Origin of the sequence: Mesorhizobium sp. Cs1299R1N1 (genome assembly GCF_037179655.1) — a bacterium.
Classification (GTDB): Bacteria; Pseudomonadota; Alphaproteobacteria; order Rhizobiales; family Rhizobiaceae; genus Mesorhizobium; species Mesorhizobium salmacidum.
Map to the genome: position 1 here is coordinate 23128 of NZ_JAPYKR010000003.1, position 16507 is coordinate 39634.

The 16507-nt window shown below is 64.8% G+C and carries 16 protein-coding genes; 8 read left to right on the forward strand and 8 right to left on the reverse strand.

The window, feature by feature from the left end:
* Positions 1-20 precede the first annotated feature (20 nt).
* The 3 genes from O7A70_RS06895 to O7A70_RS06905 form a co-directional block, all read right to left on the reverse strand.
* Entirely contained in the window at positions 21-1109 is a 1089-nt protein-coding gene (locus O7A70_RS06895; protein ID WP_027143401.1) for a hypothetical protein, read from the reverse strand.
* 317 nt (positions 1110-1426) lie between these two features.
* The gene (locus O7A70_RS06900) at positions 1427-1813 is read right to left on the reverse strand and encodes a c-type cytochrome (protein ID WP_337105863.1); all 387 of its coding nucleotides are present in this window, start codon (positions 1811-1813) and stop codon (positions 1427-1429) included.
* Between the two features lie 130 nt (positions 1814-1943).
* On the reverse strand, positions 1944-2555 hold the full coding sequence (locus O7A70_RS06905) for a thymidine kinase (protein WP_337139724.1): 612 nt from the start codon (positions 2553-2555) through the stop codon (positions 1944-1946).
* Between the two features lie 262 nt (positions 2556-2817).
* Here O7A70_RS06905 and O7A70_RS06910 point away from each other — a divergent pair, with 262 nt between their 5' ends.
* The 4 genes from O7A70_RS06910 (at position 2818) to O7A70_RS06925 (ending at position 6258) form a co-directional block, all read left to right on the forward strand.
* The gene (locus O7A70_RS06910; protein WP_140504874.1) at positions 2818-3753 is read left to right on the forward strand and encodes a choline ABC transporter substrate-binding protein; all 936 of its coding nucleotides are present in this window, start codon (positions 2818-2820) and stop codon (positions 3751-3753) included.
* A gap of 135 nt (positions 3754-3888) precedes the next feature.
* Positions 3889-4743 carry a choline ABC transporter permease subunit gene (gene choW, locus O7A70_RS06915; RefSeq protein ID WP_337105861.1) on the forward strand — a complete coding sequence of 285 codons (855 nt, stop codon included), beginning with the start codon at positions 3889-3891 and terminating at the stop codon, positions 4741-4743.
* Entirely contained in the window at positions 4740-5921 is a 1182-nt protein-coding gene (gene choV / locus O7A70_RS06920; RefSeq protein ID WP_027143396.1) for a choline ABC transporter ATP-binding protein, read from the forward strand. Before choW ends, choV begins: the two co-directional genes overlap by 4 nt.
* A gap of 46 nt (positions 5922-5967) precedes the next feature.
* Entirely contained in the window at positions 5968-6258 is a 291-nt protein-coding gene (locus O7A70_RS06925) for a hypothetical protein (protein WP_337139725.1), read from the forward strand.
* Positions 6259-6281: 23 nt separating this feature from the next.
* On the opposite strand, the gene O7A70_RS06930 is transcribed toward O7A70_RS06925, so the two are convergent.
* Positions 6282-7691: an ATP-binding protein gene (locus O7A70_RS06930; RefSeq protein ID WP_027143394.1), complete on the reverse strand. Its 1410-nt coding sequence runs from the start codon at positions 7689-7691 to the stop codon at positions 6282-6284.
* Positions 7688-8404, reverse strand: coding sequence for a response regulator transcription factor (locus O7A70_RS06935; protein ID WP_337139726.1), 717 nt, complete (start codon positions 8402-8404; stop codon positions 7688-7690). The genes O7A70_RS06930 and O7A70_RS06935 overlap by 4 nt, the downstream gene beginning before the upstream one ends.
* 281 nt (positions 8405-8685) lie before the next feature.
* On the opposite strand from O7A70_RS06935, the gene O7A70_RS06940 reads away from it, so the two are divergent.
* The 4 genes from O7A70_RS06940 to clpS all read left to right on the forward strand — a co-directional run bounded on the left by O7A70_RS06940 (position 8686) and on the right by clpS (position 10230).
* Positions 8686-8985 (forward strand): hypothetical protein, encoded by a 300-nt coding sequence (locus O7A70_RS06940; RefSeq protein WP_337139727.1) that lies wholly within the window; start codon positions 8686-8688, stop codon positions 8983-8985.
* 38 nt (positions 8986-9023) lie between these two features.
* Positions 9024-9317 carry a hypothetical protein gene (locus O7A70_RS06945; RefSeq protein ID WP_027143392.1) on the forward strand — a complete coding sequence of 98 codons (294 nt, stop codon included), beginning with the start codon at positions 9024-9026 and terminating at the stop codon, positions 9315-9317.
* A gap of 163 nt (positions 9318-9480) precedes the next feature.
* On the forward strand, positions 9481-9795 hold the full coding sequence (locus O7A70_RS06950) for a hypothetical protein (RefSeq protein ID WP_027143391.1): 315 nt from the start codon (positions 9481-9483) through the stop codon (positions 9793-9795).
* A gap of 129 nt (positions 9796-9924) precedes the next feature.
* Complete coding sequence (gene clpS, locus O7A70_RS06955) at positions 9925-10230, forward strand: ATP-dependent Clp protease adapter ClpS (protein ID WP_337139728.1); 306 nt, start codon at positions 9925-9927, stop codon at positions 10228-10230.
* A gap of 257 nt (positions 10231-10487) precedes the next feature.
* Here the strand turns inward: clpS and O7A70_RS06960 are convergent, their stop codons facing one another.
* From O7A70_RS06960 to O7A70_RS06970, 3 genes are all read right to left on the reverse strand, one after another.
* Positions 10488-12560, reverse strand: a complete 2073-nt coding sequence (locus O7A70_RS06960; RefSeq protein WP_337139729.1) for a hypothetical protein — start codon at positions 12558-12560, stop codon at positions 10488-10490.
* A gap of 63 nt (positions 12561-12623) precedes the next feature.
* On the reverse strand, positions 12624-15446 hold the full coding sequence (locus tag O7A70_RS06965) for a DUF4159 domain-containing protein (protein WP_337139730.1): 2823 nt from the start codon (positions 15444-15446) through the stop codon (positions 12624-12626).
* Complete coding sequence (locus tag O7A70_RS06970; RefSeq protein ID WP_337139731.1) at positions 15443-16486, reverse strand: DUF58 domain-containing protein; 1044 nt, start codon at positions 16484-16486, stop codon at positions 15443-15445. The genes O7A70_RS06965 and O7A70_RS06970 overlap by 4 nt, the downstream gene beginning before the upstream one ends.
* Between the last annotated feature and the right edge of the window lie 21 nt (positions 16487-16507).

Sequence of the window (16507 nt, forward strand, 5' to 3'; positions counted from 1 at the left end):
CGCACCGGTGCGCGCGGCAATTATGACTGCACGTAGTTGGCCGAATTGTGCTTCTTCAGCACCTCGTCGAAGCGGCGGGCGAAGGCATCGTCGGCCAGCTTCTTGCGGCGCTGGATGTCGGCGCTGGCCACCATGTTCTTCTCATGCATCTCCAAGAGGTCGCCGATGTGCTTCTGGGAGGCTGCGCCGATGCCGGCCATGGTTTCCTCGGCCGTGTTGTCGACCTGGCTGCCCAGCGTGTTGATCTTGTGGGCGACGTCCTGCTGCGCGGCGGTCTTCAGTGAATCCTCCAGCGCCTTGTAGAGCACGATGCGCTGCTCGGTATCGATGGTCAGTTTGTTGATCAGCGTCGACTGCGCGGCGATCTGGTTGTTGAGCGAATCGACGAAGGTCTGGAACATCGAGGTGTAGCGCTCCAGCGTCTGGCTTTCGGCCAGCAGCTCCTGTTCCTTGGCCTGCTTTTCATTGTATTCGGTGGCGAGCTTGGAACGCTCGCCCTCGAGCTGCGTGCGGTCTTTCTGGCTTGTCGAGGCGGCGATCTTGTTTTCGATGTCGAGCAGCATCGGATTGAGCTCCTCGATGCGCTTCTGCACGGCTTCGAGGTTCGTCATAGTGGTCTTGCGGCGCTCGATAACCTGCGACAGGCTGGCTTCGGAGGTCTTGTAGCGCTGGTCGAGAACTTCCTTCTGCGCCTTCAATATGCCGACGATGGTGTCGGACTTGGCCAGCAGTTCCTGCAGATTGCCGGCGAGCGACATGTTGCGCACGCGGTCGGTGCGCATGCGCTGCTTGCGCTGCGCCGAAAAGACGCCGACGAAGTTTTCCCAGCCGGTATAGTTCTTCATGCTCTCGAACTCGGCGCCGAAGACATTGGTGGCGTCCTCGAGGCCGATGATCAGGTCGGCGATGTTGCCTTCCATCACCTTCTGCTGCTTCAGCACATCCTCGATGCGGGCGTTCTCGATGTCGAAATTGGCGTCGCCGATCTTCTTGTCGGCGGTTGCGAGCGTGTCGAGCACGGTGCCGGATTGCTCGATCTTGGTGCGCATATCCTGGACGACCTGCTTGGTCTTGGCAATTTCGGCATCGAAATTCTGCAATGTCGCCATAGGGGCCTCCCGCTTCGGCTTCCGCTCGCTGGTTGCGAACAGCGGCGAATATATGTGGGGTATCAGGGGATTGAAAGACGTGAAAACAGTGCGCTGCGCGAAACAAATATTCGGCCGAACCCTTGAAAGGCAATGGAGCCGTGGTCATGACGTGATCAACTGGCCGGCCAAGCCTGGTTCAGCTGATTTTGAACTTTCATGTCGGCAAAGCAATCAGTCCACGGCGAAGCGGATGGCTCCGAAACTTGACAACAACTGACCCTTCCAGCCCCACAGGCGGGCGCAAGCCGGCCCTGCCCACTCTCGACGGCGTCTCTTCAGGGTTTGGGGTCAGCCTTCAGATAGGCAATGACGTTGGCGATGTCGTCGTCATTGCTCAGACCGCTGAAGGCCATCCTGTTGCCGGGCACCTTCAGCTTGGGCGATTTGAGGTATTCGGCAAGATTTGCCTCGTCCCAGACGAGACCGGCAGCGCCCGCGCTCTTCATCGCCTCCGAATAATGGCCGAGGAAGCTTTCGGCGGTTCCCGCCGTGCGGCCGACGACGCCCATAAGATGTGGGCCGACCTTGTCGCGGTCGGTGGCCGCCTCATGGCAGGTCATGCACCGGTTGAAAACATGTTTGCCCAGCACAGGATCGCCTCCGGCCTCGGCAACGGAGGTGGCCAGGAGAAGAAGGCTGGCGGACAAGACGGCTCGAAGCATGGCTGACCCCGGGGAGTTCTGGCTGAGGCGGGAAAATAGGGCGCCGACCCTAACAAAGGCAACATGGAATGGCGCGGCTGCAAGAGGTGGCAGCCGGCTACCCGATGCCGGCGTCCAGCGGGCGCTCGTCTCAGCCGCTGACAAAGCCGATGAAGTCGTCGGGTGCCGCGCGGCCCATTTCCTCTTCCCAATGACGGCGGCAGAGCGAGACATAGACATCCTTGCCGATCGCCACCTGTTCGCCCTGGCGGGCCACCTTGCCGTCGGGACCGAGGCGCACGACCATTGTGGCCTTGCGGCCGCAACGGCAGATGGTGCGCACCTCGCGCAGATCATCGGCGATCGCCAGCAGCGCGCGCGAGCCGGGAAACAGCTTGCCCTGGAAATCGGTGCGCAGGCCGTAGCACATGACGGGGATGTTGAGCCGGTCGGCGATGCGGGCAAGCTGCCATACCTGTTCTTCCTCCAGGAACTGCGCCTCATCGACGAAGATGCAATGCACCGCCGTGTGCAGGTGATGCTCGGCGACGCGGGCGAACAGGTCGTCGCCATCGCGAAACATCTCGGCTTCCGCCTCCAGCCCGATGCGCGACGAAATCAGGCCGGTGTCGCCCATGCGGTAGTGACCGGCGACGAACAGCATCGTCGTCATGCCGCGCTCGCGGTAATTGTAAGATGCCTGCAACAGCATGGTCGTCTTGCCGGCGTTCATCGTCGCGTAGTGGAAGTAGAGCTTGGCCATGCCGCCCTTTTAAGCCGACTTGCCGTCGCGCGGGGAGAGGCCGCGGCCGCATTCCCCTGAAAAAGCAGCCATTGCCGAGGCAGATTGCGCTTGGGCCTGGCACGGAAAGCGTCAGCGGTGTCGCTGATTGGCCAGCCAGCGCCGTTGATCGTGATTGTCTTAGTGCTTGAAACCACTCCAGAATGGTGTTTGGCTGACGAAACAAGGCGGGCACAAAAACCGTAACTTCGCTTCGCCAAAGAATCGAAATGGGAGAATACAGATGTCGCGTATGAATTCCTTCGTCGCCGGCCTAGGCTTGGCGGCTTTCCTGTCCACCGGTGCAGCCTTCGCCGGCGATCCGGCAAGCTGCAAGGCGGTTCGCCTCTCCGATGTCGGCTGGACCGACATCCAGGCCACCACCGGGCTGGCCTCCGTGCTGCTCACCGCGCTCGGCTACGAGCCGCAGGTGATCCAGCTCTCGGTTCCGGTGACCTATGCGTCGCTGAAGAACAAGGACCTCGATGTCTTCCTCGGCAACTGGATGCCGTCGATGACCAACGACATCAAGGATTACACGGCCGACGGTTCGGTCGAGACCGTCAGCCAGAACCTGGCCGGCGCCGGTTACGGCATCGTCGTGCCGACTTATGTCGCGGATGCCGGCGTCAAGTCGCTGACCGACCTCGGCAAGTTCAAGGACAAGTTCAACGGCAAGATCTACGGCATCGAGGCCGGCAATGACGGCAATCGCATCATCCTCGACATGATCAAGAACCCGAAGGACAATCTCGACGGGTTCGAACTGGTCGAATCCTCGGAGGCCGGCATGCTGACGCAGGCCGAGCAGTCGATGAAGAACAATGAGTGGATCGCCTTCCTCGGCTGGACGCCACATCCTGTGATGGGCGCCATGAAGATCACCTATCTCGACGGCATGGGCGACAGCGGTTTCGGCGCGGCCACCGTCTCGACCAATGTGCGCAAGGGCTACATGACCGAGTGCCCGAATGTCGGCAAGTTCATCGCCAACCTGAAATTCAATCTGGATATGGAAGGCCAGATGATGGACGCCATCCTGAAAGGCAGCGATGCAAACACGGTGGCAACCGACTGGCTGAAGAAAAATCCGGATGCGGTAAAGCCCTGGATCGCCGGCGTGACCACCTTCGACGGCGGCGACGCGGCGGCGGCGGTCAAGACCGCGCTCGGGAGCTGAGCCGACTTTGATTTCGGCGTGACCGAAACAGAGGGCAGCCATCGTGGAAAAGGCTGCCCTTTTTCGTATCCTGTGACAAGATGACGTTGCGACAATACGGGGCCGAAGGCAGAGCTCTGGCAAACGAGGGGTGAGATGGATCCGATTTCCAAATTCATGGTCGATCACAAGATCCCGATCGGCGCCTGGGGAAAGGCGTTCTTCGGCTTCCTCACCGACAATTTCGACACCGTATTCAGGGCTTTTTCGAATGGCCTCAATTTCCTGCTCGACGGGCTGGTCAACATCCTGCTGATGGTACCGCCGGTGCTGCTCGCTTTGGTGATCGCCGTCATTGCCTGGCTGCTGCAGCGCTCGCGGCCGCTCGCCATCGCGGTTTTCCTCGGCCTGATCTTCATCATCAACCAGAACCTCTGGAAGCAGACGGTGCAGACGCTGGTGCTGGTGGTCGCGGCCGCCGCGGCGGCGATGGCCATCGGCGTGCCGCTCGGCATCTGGGCGGCGCACAAGCCGAAGGTCTATCGCATCATGCTGCCGGTGCTCGATCTGATGCAGACGCTGCCGACCTTCGTCTACCTGATCCCGGTGCTGACGCTGTTCGGCCTCGGCAACGCGCCCGGCCTTATCGTCACCATCATCTTCGTCATCCCGACCGCGGTCCGGCTCACCCATCTCGGCGTCGTCTCGGTGCCGAAGTCGATCATCGAGGCCGGCGAGGCCTTCGGCGCCACCAAGAGCCAGCTGTTGTGGAAGGTCGAGCTGCCCTCGGCGCTGCCCACCATCATGGCGGGCCTGACACAGTCGATCATGCTGTCGCTGTCGATGGTGGTGTTCGCCGCCCTGATCGGCGCCGGCGGTCTGGGCACGGAAATCAACCGGGCGCTCGGTTCGCGCCGCATCGACCTTGGCCTTGAGGCCGGTCTCGCCATCGTCGTGCTCGCCATCGTGCTCGACCGGATGACCCGCATTGGCGTTGGAGGCAAGAAATGACCGTCGCCGTCGATTTCAGGAATGTCGATATCGTCTTCGGCGCCGACCAGGCCGGTTCGCTGGCGATGATCGACAAGGGCGCTACCCGGGCCGAGATACTCGAGAAGACCGGCAATGTGCTCGGCTGTGCCGGAGCCAGCCTGACCGTGCATGAAGGCGAGATTTCCGTCCTCATGGGCCTGTCCGGTTCGGGCAAGTCGACGCTACTTCGGGCGGTCAACCGGCTCAACGTGGTGTCGCGCGGCCAGGTGCTGGTCAAGGACGGCGACCGCACGGTCGATGTCGTCACTTGCGACGAGCCGACCTTGCGGCGGCTGCGGCAGAAGCAGGTGGCGATGGTGTTCCAGCAGTTCGGCCTCTTGCCGTGGCGCACGGTGGAGGAGAATGTCGGCCTCGGCCTCGAACTCGCCGGCGTGCCGGATGCCGAGCGCAAGGAGCGGGTGCACAGGCAGCTCAAGCTGGTCAACCTCGACCAATGGTCGAACAAATACGCGCATGAGCTCTCGGGCGGCATGCAGCAGCGCGTCGGCCTGGCGCGCGCCTTCGCCACCGAGGCGCCTATCCTGTTGATGGACGAGCCGTTCTCGGCCCTCGATCCGCTGATCCGCACCAAGCTGCAGGATGAACTTCTGCAGCTGCAGGCGGAGCTGAAGAAGACCATCATCTTCGTCAGCCACGACCTCGAGGAGGCACTGAAGATCGGCAGCCACATCACCATCATGGAGGGCGGCCGTATCGTCCAGACGGGCGCGCCGGAAGACATCGTGCTGCGCCCCGCCAACGATTATGTCCGCGACTTCATCGCCAATGTGAACCCGCTCTCGGTGCTCACCGCCTGGAACGTCATGCGCGACCGTCGCGACCTCGAGCATGGCGACAATGGCTGGGTGTGGCTCGACCGGCGCAAGACGACGCGTTTCAAGATCGACGAGCACGGGCTGGTGGCGGCGGCCGAGCGCGACGGCAAGCCGGCCGTATGGGTGTCCTGCGCCGACGTCGAGGGCCAGCCGGAGGAGTTGGCGCAGGTGTTCTGGGCCAATCCCGGCACCTCGCTGAAGACCGTGATGCTGGCCATGCACCGGTCGCAGACGGCACCGGTAGCGCTGTTCGACGATCAGTCCCGCTTCGTCGGCGCCATCGGCATTCGCGATGTGCTGAGCGCGGTGCTGCGGCGGTAGGCCGGCAACGTCAACCGAAGGCTTTCGGGTCGCATCGGGAGGCGCCTTGGAACGGATCTTGAACTGGCTGTCGACGGCGCGAGCGGCGCAGGCGGCGCTCGGGTTGCTGATGGTGATCGCGATCCGGTCGATCCTGGAGTTCTTCCGTGTCGGAGGCGCAAGCGGCGGGCCGATTGACGGCGCACAGCTCTTCTATGTCGAAGGGGCCCTTGCCGCGTCGATCGCGGCGCTGGCCGTTCTCGTTCTGCATGCATCCGGGCGGCACCGCTGGGCAACAATGCTCACCGCGGCGGTCATCATCGTGCTGTTGGCCTGGAAGATCATCGCGACAAGTTGACGTTCGATGCGGCCTGATCAGTCTCAAGCCGCCAGCGGCAGGCGCAGCTCCGTCAGCAGGCCGCCGTCCGGATGGTTGGACAGGCGGACTTCGCCACCCGCCGCACGCGCGATGTTGCGGGCGATGGTCAGCCCGAGCCCGAGCCCACCGGTCTGGCGATTGCGGGACTGTTCGAGGCGCACGAAGGAGCCGAACACGGCGTCGATCTGGGCCTGGGGTATGCCCGGCCCCTCGTCACGGATGGCGAGCGTGATCGTGCCGTCGGAGCGGCGCAGGCTGAGATGCGCCTTCTTGCCATAGGTGACGGCGTTCTGCACCAGATTGGTGACGCAGCGCTTCAGCGCCACCGGCCGCGCCATGCAGATCAGGCCGCGTGAGCGGGTGTCGTCATTGTCGAACGAGACGTCCGGATAGGCGTCGGCGATCGATTCCACGAGCGACCAGAAGTCGATGCGTTCACTCTTTTCCTCGTTCACCTCGAAGGTGGCGAAGTCGATCACCGAACTGGCGATGCTCTCGACATCGGCGAGATCATGCGCCAGCGCCTCGCGAACCGCCGATTTGCGCAACAGCTCCAGGCGCAGCCGCATGCGCGTCATCGGCGTGCGCAGGTCATGCGCGAGTGCGGCGGCAAGATGTTCGCGGTCCTCGACATATTCGCGCAGCCTGGTCTGCATGGCGTTGATCGCCCTGGCGGCGGCACGCACCTCACGGCTGCCGCTCTCGGCGATCGGCGGGCTCTTCAGGTCCTTGCCGATCCTGTTCACGGCGGTTTCCATCATCCGGTAGGGCGCGGTCAGCCGGCGCAGCGACCAGATCGACATGATCACCACCAGCCCCGCGATCAGCGCATAGAGCGGCAGGCTGTCGACGCTCAGGATCGGGCCGACGGGGGTGATCGGTTCGGTGAAGTTCAGCCATTGGCCGTCGGCGAAGCGCAGCGAGGCCGTCAGCTTGTCGCTCTGGGCGAAATCGGCGGCCAGCACCAGAAGGTCCCGCTCGACCTGGCCGATATCGGGCCCCGGCGCCGCGCCGCTGGCATCATCTGCTTCGCGCGTCGCCGGATCGCGGCGCACGCGCGCGTCGGTGATGCCGAACTTGGACAGTCGGCCGACGAGGATGTCCTCGAGCTCGGCCAGTTCGTCGTCGCCGGCGATCGAAGAGGTGACGGCGGGCGTGTCCGAGACGGTGAGCGCGTATGTCGAGTTGAACAGGCCCGCGGCGGTCGCCTTGCGCTCCTCCGGCGTGGCGCCACTCATCAACTGCACGAGCGAGAAGGCGCGGTCGTTGAGACGGTAGAGGTCGACCACGTCATTGGCGGCGGCGCGGTCGCGCGACACGATGTAAAGCGTCGCGACCTGGCTGATCAGCAGGCCGGCAATGACGATCAGCAGCACCCAGACAGGCAAGGTCTGCGGCAGGAAACGTCTCATTCGGAGGTCGTCTCGGGCAGGAACTGGTAGCCGCCGCTGCGCACGGTGAGGATCAGTTTGGGCGTCTTGGGATCATCTTCCATCTTGCGCCGCAACCGGCTGACCAGGATGTCGATGCTGCGGTCGAAGGAATAGTCGCTGTCGCCGCCGGACAATTCGATGAGCTGGTCGCGGGTCAGCACGCGCTGAGCGCTCTTGACGAAGGTCTGCAAGAGGTTGAACTCGGCCATGGTCAGTTCGACCCTGACGTCGTCGGGCGCGGTCAGCCGGCGGCGCGAACAATCCATGGTCCAGCCGGCGAAATGGTAAATCTGTTTTGCGGTGGCGCGCTTCGGCTCGGCGGCGCCGTTGCGCCGCAGCACGGCGCGGATGCGCGCCAGCAACTCGCGCGGGTCGAAGGGCTTGGGCACGTAGTCGTCGGCGCCCATCTCGAGGCCAACGACACGGTCCGTTGTCTCGGTGACGGCGGTCAGCATGATGATAGGTGTCGTATACTGGGCGCGCAGGTCGCGGCACAGTTCCAGCCCGCTCCTGCCGGGCAGCATCACGTCGAGCACGATGAGATCCACCTGGGAACGACGCAGGACGGCCTCCATCTCGGCGCCGTCGGCGGCAACAGAGGTGTGCAGGCCTCGCTTCTGGAAGAACTCCTGAAGCAGGTCGCGGATGCCCTTGTCGTCGTCGACGATCAGTATGTGTGTCTCGGATTTCACAGGTGCGCTGTCCCGGTTGCCGGCCAAGCCATGATTGGCTGGTCAGCCACACGATAGAATTCGGGCCATATGTTGGCCAGTACCTTGCTTTTCAAGGGAGAATGAATTCCGCCTTCTCCACATGGAAAGCGACGGTCAGCTTGGCGTGGCCTGGCCAGACACAATCCAGAAACAAAATTCTACAATCGGGAAAAACTCCTGAAAAAGTAGGCCGGCATAACGGTGCCGTGGCGGTCAGGTCATCGGCTGCGACGCTAGTCTCCGGGTTCACGGATAAACCAATGCCAAGATTGTCGATCAGTTTGTTGGGAGTTCTGCTGGGCCTTGGCCTGCTCACTGCCACTGTCGACCAATCGGATGCAAAGGCGCCGCTCACCCGGAGCGAACGGTGCGCCAATCTCAGCCACCAATTTGATGAAGCCCTCGAAACCCATGCCACGGCAACGCAGGTCACCGCGGCAAAGGCACTTCAGAGAAAGGGCAACCGGTACTGCGCCGCCAAGAAACAGGCGCAGGGCATCCGGATGCTCGCCAATGCTTTGAAGCTGCTTGGAGTGACACCGAACGACCCGGTCCAGTGACACTCAAAAACGACCCGCAGAAAAAAGGAAATGAAGCCATGAACAAGTCCATCCTGTCCGCCCTTGGTCTCGCCGTCGCTCTCGCCTTCTCGATGCCGGTTCTCGGCAACGCAGCCGCCACCACGACCGCTGCCCCGGCTGCCGCCACCACGACCACCGCTCCGGCTGCTGCCGCGATGACCACCGCACCGGCCAAGGCTGCTCCGAAGAAGGTCGCCAAGAAGACCGTCTGCAAGGTGACCAAGACGCACAAGTGCCCGGTCAAGAAGGCTCCCGCGATGGCTGCTCCCGCGAAGGCGGCCCCTGCGAAGGCTGCTCCCAAGAAGCCCTGATCGGCTTCGAGGCTAGTTCAACCAAGGCCGTCCCAGCCGCAAACCGGCTGGGACGGCCTTCTGCCAAGGGCACGGTCGATAAGCTGAACACCCGGCGGCTTCCAGCCACGCATCTCGATCGTGCTTAACCCGTTTGCAATGCCGGCCCTGTAGGACAATCCGCATGAAGAAGCGGCTTTCGTCCATTTTTCGCTCCATGGTGATCGGCGGCCTGGTTGCCACCGGCGTCGCCAGGGTGCTGATTCTGCTCACCGCCAGCCCCGTGCCGGACCCTGCAAGCGGGCGCACCGAGCCTTCGCTGTTCGCGCCGGCCATTTCCAGCAACTGGGATTACATCACGCCCGTGCAGGCGTGGCTTTTGATCGTGCTCGCCGGCGTGACGCTGATCTGCGTTGCCGGATGGCCGATCGCGGCATGGCTGGAACGCCGGGCGGATGCCGACGCAAGTCGCCGGATCTTCGGCCGTCAGGGCCGTTGAACCGCGACAGACCATTTCCCACATGATCGTGAAGGACCGGCCGTGCCCGCCGACGGTCCGCAAATGGACGGTCGCTGCCGCCCGTGGCAAAATGCGGGCTTAAGTTTGATCGCGAAACAGTCGGTTCGAATGCCTGAAATCACCACAAAACCGCGCGTCAAGGTCAAGCCGCAGACAGAGCGGCCGAAGCTCTACAAGGTCATCCTCGTCAATGACGATTTCACGCCGCGCGAATTCGTGGTGACGGTGCTGAAGGGCGAGTTCAAGCTCAGCGAGGACCAGGCGCACCGGGTCATGATCACCGCGCACCAGCGCGGCGTCTGCGTGGTCGCGGTCTTCACCAGGGATGTCGCCGAGACCAAGGCGACACGGGCCACCGACGCCGGCAAGGCCAAGGGCTATCCGCTGTTGTTCACGACGGAACCGGAGGAGTGAGGAGCGGTCGCCCGCAGGGCGATTAGTCGACAACGTTTTGTCGACTAAAGCGACGAACGCCCGGAGCCATAGCGGAGGGCAGGAGCAGGGCGCTTTTTCCTTCTCCCCTTGTGGGAGAAGGTGGCCTCGCGAAGCGAGGTCGGATGAGGGGTGTTCCAGGGAACGCAACGCCTCACTCCGCTGGAACACCCCTCATCCGTCTCGGCGCTGACGCGCCGATCCACCTTCTCCCACAAGGGGCGAAGGAAAAAGCGCCGCTACCGTCCCTCGCGGTACCACATCGAGCCCATTGCCAGAAGCAGCAGGCCGAGGCCGAGGAAGCCGCCGAACAGTGGTACGCGCGACACGGCCTTCAAGACGCTGTCGTCGGTGGTGCGCAGGCCGATCCAGTCGCTGCCCGACGCTTCGCCGGCCGAACGCACCGGTACGATGGAAGGCAGCGTCACGTCGCTGGCCGTGGACGAGGCCAGCCGGCGCACGCTGCCGCCGGTGGCTTCCGCCGGCGCCTTCAGCCGCTCCTGCGTGGAGACGACGTCGGCGAATTCCGGCGCGTTGACCGGTCCGACATGGGCGAGCGCGGTGAGATCGCCATTGGCAACCTGGAAGAGGCCGATCTCGCTGGTCTGGACACTGCCGAGGAAGACGCCGGGTTCGGATTTGTCGAGCTTGACGGTGAGCGTCTTGCCGGACGGGGTGATGATCTGCGCCGGGCCGGGATCGTCGGCCATCGTCTGGCGGCGGATCTCCAGCACCATGCCGCGTCCCTCGGCGGTCAGCCGTTCTTCCTCGAGCTCGGGCTCCTTCATCAGCCAGTGGGCAATGCGCCGGTAGAGCTGGACATGCGGACCGCCACCCTCGAAGCCGCGTGCCCACAGCCAGCCCTGATCGGACAGAAGCATGCCGACGCGGCCTTCGCCCTTGCGGTCGAGCAGCAGCAGCGGCCGGTTGTCGGCACCTTTCATCACCACTTCGCCTTGCGGGTTCTGCACGCCGATGGTGCGGAACCAGCGGCTCCAGTGCGGTGGCTCGGTGGCCGAACCGTCGAGGCCGCGCGTCACCGGATGACGCTGGCCGAGTTCGGTCAGGCGCGGGTAGAACGCCTTGTCGACCACTTCGCCCGTCGGCATGGCCGGCAGGGCCGACATCAGCGGCGTGCGCGCGATCGAAGCCTCGCCGGCATATTCGGGGCCGGCGGCGATCAGCAGCGCGCCGCCCTTTTCGACATATTCGGAGATGTAGTCGTAATAGAGGATCGGCAGCACGTCGCGGTGCTGGTAGCGGTCGAAGATGATGAGGTCGAAATCCTTGATCTTCTCGACGAACAGCTCGCGGGTCGGGAAGGCGATCAGCGACAATTCATTGATCGGCGTGCCGTCCTGCTTCTCCGGCGGCCGCAGGATGGTGAAATGGACGAGATCGACCGAGGCGTCGGATTTCAGCAGATTGCGCCAGGTGCGCTCGCCCGCATGCGGTTCACCCGATACGAGCAGCACGCGCAGGTTTTCGCGGATGCCGTCGACCAGCGCGATGGCGCGGTTGTTGGCATCGGTCAGTTCGCCCGGTTCGCGGTCGATGGCGAGTTCGATGATGTTGCGGCCGGCACTCGGGATGGTCACCTGCAGCGGCATGGTCTGGCCGACGGTGGCATGCTCGACCGCAACCTGCTCGCCGTTGACGGAGACGCGGACATCGACCGGTCCGGTTTCGTTTTCGGTCGAGATGACGCGGTATGTCATGTCGAGCGGCTTGCCGACAAGGCCGAAACGCGGCGCGTTCTCGAAACGTATGCGGCGGTCCTTCTCGTGGTCGTTGCCGGTGATGAGAGCATGCAGCGGGGCGTTGAAATCGGGCGTGCCCGAAGGCGTGTCATGCACCTCACCGTCGGTGATCATGATGGCGCCACCGATGCGCGATGGCGGCACGTCGCGGAAGGCGCCTTCCAGCGCGCCGAACAGCCGCGTTTCGGTGCGCTCCTCGGCGGCGTCGGATTTGCCGGCCTCCACGACGCGGACGTCGAACTGCTTGAAGCGGCCAAGACGCTGCTGCAGCCCGGCCACGGCCTCGTCGGTCTGTTTGGTCCGATCGCCAATGTCCTGGCTCTGGCTACGGTCGACGATCAGCGCGACGACGCTCTTCAGCGGCTCGCGCTCCTCATTGAGGAACACCGGATTGAAGAGGGCGGCGGCGAGCGCCAGCAGGGCGACGAAGCGCAGGACCGCGCCGCGCTGGCGAAACCACAGGCCGATGAGCGCGAGCAACGCCAACGGCACCAGCACCAGGGCCATAAGCGGCCAGGAGATCAGCGGTTCGAACGAGATCGACCAGTTCATGCCTTATCCTCCCGCATCGGGGGAGGATCGAACATCGTGAGGGGTCCAAGAAAACGCATCATCCTACTGCCCCAGCCGTTCGAGCAGGATGGGAACATGCACCTGGTCGGATTTGTAGTTGCCGGTCAGCATGTACATCATGATGTTGACGCCGGCGCGCAGCGCGTAGACCCGCTGCATCGGGTCGGCCGGCACGGTCGGCAGCAGCGGATCGCCATTCTCGTCGACCGCCCAGGCGCCGGCGAAATCATTGGCGGTGATCATGATCGGCGACACGCCGTCGCCGGTGCGCACCGGCCGGTTGTCGGCATTGCTGGCGTCGAGCGATGCCTCGACCCAGAGCGGGCTGCCGGCGAAACGGCCGGGAAATTCGGGCAGGATGAAGAAGGACTTGGTCAGCACATGGTCCGACGGCACCGGCTCCAGCGGCGGTACGTTGAGATTGCCGAGGATGTCGCGCAGCCGCTCGGTCGCCGGGCTGGTGGAATCGGCGCCGATGCCGTTGGCGAACTGGTCGCGCGTGTCGAACAGCACGGTGCCGCCCTGCTGCATATAGGCGTCGATGCGGGCGATCGCAGCCTGGCTCGGCATCGGTGCCGACGGGTCGATCGGCCAGTAGATCAGGGGATAGAAGGACAGCTCGTCCTTCGAAATGTCGACACCGGCCGGCGCGCCCGGTTCAAGCGCCGTCTTCTCGATCAGGAAGCGGGTCAGGCCCTCGAGCCCGGCGCGGCTGATCGAATCGACGCCCGGCACGCCGGTCAGCACGTAGGCGATGCGGGTTTTTGAGATCGCCTCGATGGCGACCTGGTCGCCCGGCTTGGCATCGTCGGCGCGCGCGACATCGGCATGGCCGAACAGCGCGCCAAGCGCGATCAATACAGCGGCGGTGGTTGCCGTGGCACCAGCTCGGCGCGGCCGGCGCGAAAACAGGCCGCCCATCCACAACACCGCCAGCGTGTCGAGCAGCATCAGCAACAGAGCCGCCGCGACCAGCGCACCCTTCAGGTTGCGCGATTCATCAAAGGCATACTGGACCGTGGTGACCGGCACCGACACTTGCGGGCGCGCCAGCGGCTCGAACGTGCTTGCGGCGTCGAGCAGATTGTGGGCGTAGACGCCGGTCTCCGAGCCATAGAGGCCGGGCGGGTTCTCGAATGTGACCGGCAGTGCGCCGGCGCCCGGCACCAGCGGCCGCGCATCCGGTGTCGGCGGCACCAGCGAGCCGTCGGCCGCGATCATGCGATAGGGTGCCAGCGACGTGGCGGCGGCTTCGGCATTGGCGATCGCCGCGCCCTGGTTGCGGGACAATTGCACGATGCGGCGCAACATCTCGACGAAGCTGCCCGAGATCGGCAGGTTCGACCATGTCGCCTCGGGCGTGACGTGGAACAGCACCAGCGTGCCCTTGCCCTTCTTCAGCCCGGTGACCAGCGGCGTGCCGTCGGCAAGGGCTGCCCAGGTGCGCTCGACGATGTCGGGTGTCGGCTCGGCCAGCACCTGCCTGGTCACCGTGACCTCGGTCGGCGGCGCCAGGTCGGCGAAGGGGCCGGCCTTGGGAAATTCGGTGACCGGCTGCGGCGAGGTCCATGACAGCGCGCCGCCGAGCGAGCGTTCGCCGGTGCGCAAGCGGACCGGCAGCAGGTCGTCGTCATTGCCGGCGGCCGCCAGCCGCGAGCCGGCGAAACGCACCAGCGTGCCGCCATTGTCGACCCAGTCGACCAGCCTTTGCCGAACCTGCGCGGGAATGGTGCCGATATCGGCCATGACGATCATCGCCGGCTTCTGGTCGAGGATCTGCGGGATGGCGTCGGCGAGATCGGCGCTGGAGGGCTCGACCAGATCGGCGAAGGGCTGCAGCGCGCGCCTGATGTAGTAGAGCGGCGACAGAAGCGGCTGCGCCTGGTCGGCCTCGGCTTGCGACAGCAACCCGACGCGGCGGCGCTTGGAGCTTTCGTCGAGCACGCGCACCGCACCCGCATGGCGTTCGCCATCGAGCGCGATCGAGGCGAAGTCGTTGCGCAATTCGAACGGCACCGCCATGGTGCCGGTGGCCGTGGCCTCGCCCGGCGCGAAGGTCAGGGTCGCATCGGCGATGCGGCGGCCCTTGTCGTCGAAGGCGCCGGCGGTGACCTGCGCCGGGGCGGGATCGCCGGGCGCGCGGACGGCGGTCAGACCAAAGCCGTCGACCTGGTTTTCGGCTGATCTCAGGCCGGTCAGGGAAAGCCGGTCGGCCACCGCCCAGACAACGCGGGCGGCATTTTTCGACAACAGCGTGTTGAAGGCGGCCTCGTCGCCCTTGGCCGCCAGGCCATCCGCCAGCACGGCGACGCTGGCGCCGGGCAAGCTCTCCAGCACACCAGCGACGCGGGCATAGACGGCGGGCCGGTCGGTTGGGATCGGCCGCGGCTTGGCGGCGCGCAGCCGGTCGAGCGCGGCGGCGGCGTCGAAGGGGCCGATCTCCGCATTGGGCTTTTCGGCGGTGAAGGCGACGATAACAGGCACGCCGTTCGAGCCGGCGTCGTTGATCAGCCGCTCGGCGGTGGCGATGCGCTTGTTCCAGTCGGCGGCGCTGGCCCAGTCATTGTCGATGACCAGCGCAAGGGCGGCGCCCTCGGCCGGCAGCTTTTCGCGCGGGTTGAACACAGGTTCGGCCAATGCCGCGACGACGAGGGCCGCCATCAGCAGCCTGAGCAGCGTCAGCCACCACGGGCTACGCTGCGGGGTCTCCTCCCGTCTCAGCACACGGGCCAGGATCTTCAGTGGCGGGAACACCTCGGTTTGCGGCTTGGGCGGCGTCAACCTCAGCAGCCACCAGATCACCGGCAGCGCCAGCAGGCCCCACAGCACCATGGGAGCGCCGAAGGAGAGCGGCAGCCAACTCATGCGACGGTCTTCCCAGGCTTACCGCCACCGGCGGTAATGTCAGGCTTACCGCCACCGGCGGTAATGCCAGGCTGATTGCCACCGGCAATCATGCCGGGCCGACCATTGGTCATGCCAAGCTGATTGTCATCGGCAATCAGCCCGGCATGCCCGCCATCGGCGGTCATTGACATGTGCAGGCGCACCAGTGCGTCGGAAGCCAGCCGGTCGGTGTGGTTGACGGTAAAGCTCCAGCCGAGCCGCTTGCACCAACTGGCCAGTTCCTGGCGGCGGGCGGTGTAGAGCAAGCGGTACTCGTCGGCCAACATCTCGGCGCGGCCGGCGGTCAGCTTGTCGCCGGTCTCGGGATCGGTGAACTCGGTGCGGCCGGCATAGGGGAAAGTTTCCTCGGCCGGGTCGGCGACCTCGATCAGATGCGCGCGCACACCGTGGCGGGCGAGCACGTCGAGCCAGGCCATGGTTTCCTCGACCGGATCGAGAAAATCGCTGGCGATGACGATGTCGCAGAAGCGCCTGATGTCGGACAGATCGGGTTTTGCCGGCATCTCGCCGGCATGCATGAGTTGGGCCGCGATGCGCTCGGCGCCGTTGCGGGCGGTGAACGGATCGGTCAGCCCCGGCCAGGCGATGCGCTCGCCGCTGCGTGACAGGAGCTCGGCCATGGCCAGTGTCAGCACCAGCGCGCGCGATTGCTTGGAAACGCCGGCACCCGTCGATTTGTAGAGCATGGATGGCGAGGGGTCGGCCCACAACCAGACCGTATGAGCGGCTTCCCACTCGCGGTCCCGCACATAGGTGTGATCGTCGCGGGCCGAGCGGCGCCAGTCGATGCGCGAGGAATCGCCTTCGACATAGGGCCGGAACTGCCAGAAATTCTCGCCGATGCCGCGCTTGCGGCGGCCATGCCAGCCGGCGATCACGGTGTTGACGATACGGCGCGCCTCGACCAGCAGGTCGGGCACAAGCGAAGCCCGCAACCGGCCGCGGGCGAGCGCGTCGCGCGTCGCTGCCGGAGCCTGGACCTCGCCTATACGCGCCATTAGGGTCTGGACCCGCTAATA

Excerpts from the sequence above, each read along its gene's own strand:
- O7A70_RS06900 (WP_337105863.1), bottom strand. The coding sequence starts at position 1,813 with ATGCTTCGAGCCGTCTTGTCCGCCAGCCTTCTTCTCCTGGCCACCTCC.
- choW (WP_337105861.1), top strand. The coding sequence starts at position 3,889 with ATGGATCCGATTTCCAAATTCATGGTCGATCACAAGATCCCGATCGGC.
- O7A70_RS06960 (WP_337139729.1), bottom strand. The coding sequence starts at position 12,560 with ATGAACTGGTCGATCTCGTTCGAACCGCTGATCTCCTGGCCGCTTATG.
- O7A70_RS06950 (WP_027143391.1), top strand. The coding sequence starts at position 9,481 with ATGAAGAAGCGGCTTTCGTCCATTTTTCGCTCCATGGTGATCGGCGGC.
- O7A70_RS06905 (WP_337139724.1), bottom strand. The coding sequence starts at position 2,555 with ATGGCCAAGCTCTACTTCCACTACGCGACGATGAACGCCGGCAAGACG.
- O7A70_RS06930 (WP_027143394.1), bottom strand. The coding sequence starts at position 7,691 with ATGAGACGTTTCCTGCCGCAGACCTTGCCTGTCTGGGTGCTGCTGATC.
- O7A70_RS06940 (WP_337139727.1), top strand. The coding sequence starts at position 8,686 with ATGCCAAGATTGTCGATCAGTTTGTTGGGAGTTCTGCTGGGCCTTGGC.
- O7A70_RS06910 (WP_140504874.1), top strand. The coding sequence starts at position 2,818 with ATGTCGCGTATGAATTCCTTCGTCGCCGGCCTAGGCTTGGCGGCTTTC.
- O7A70_RS06970 (WP_337139731.1), bottom strand. The coding sequence starts at position 16,486 with ATGGCGCGTATAGGCGAGGTCCAGGCTCCGGCAGCGACGCGCGACGCG.
- O7A70_RS06965 (WP_337139730.1), bottom strand. The coding sequence starts at position 15,446 with ATGAGTTGGCTGCCGCTCTCCTTCGGCGCTCCCATGGTGCTGTGGGGC.
- choV (WP_027143396.1), top strand. The coding sequence starts at position 4,740 with ATGACCGTCGCCGTCGATTTCAGGAATGTCGATATCGTCTTCGGCGCC.
- O7A70_RS06945 (WP_027143392.1), top strand. The coding sequence starts at position 9,024 with ATGAACAAGTCCATCCTGTCCGCCCTTGGTCTCGCCGTCGCTCTCGCC.
- clpS (WP_337139728.1), top strand. The coding sequence starts at position 9,925 with ATGCCTGAAATCACCACAAAACCGCGCGTCAAGGTCAAGCCGCAGACA.
- O7A70_RS06895 (WP_027143401.1), bottom strand. The coding sequence starts at position 1,109 with ATGGCGACATTGCAGAATTTCGATGCCGAAATTGCCAAGACCAAGCAG.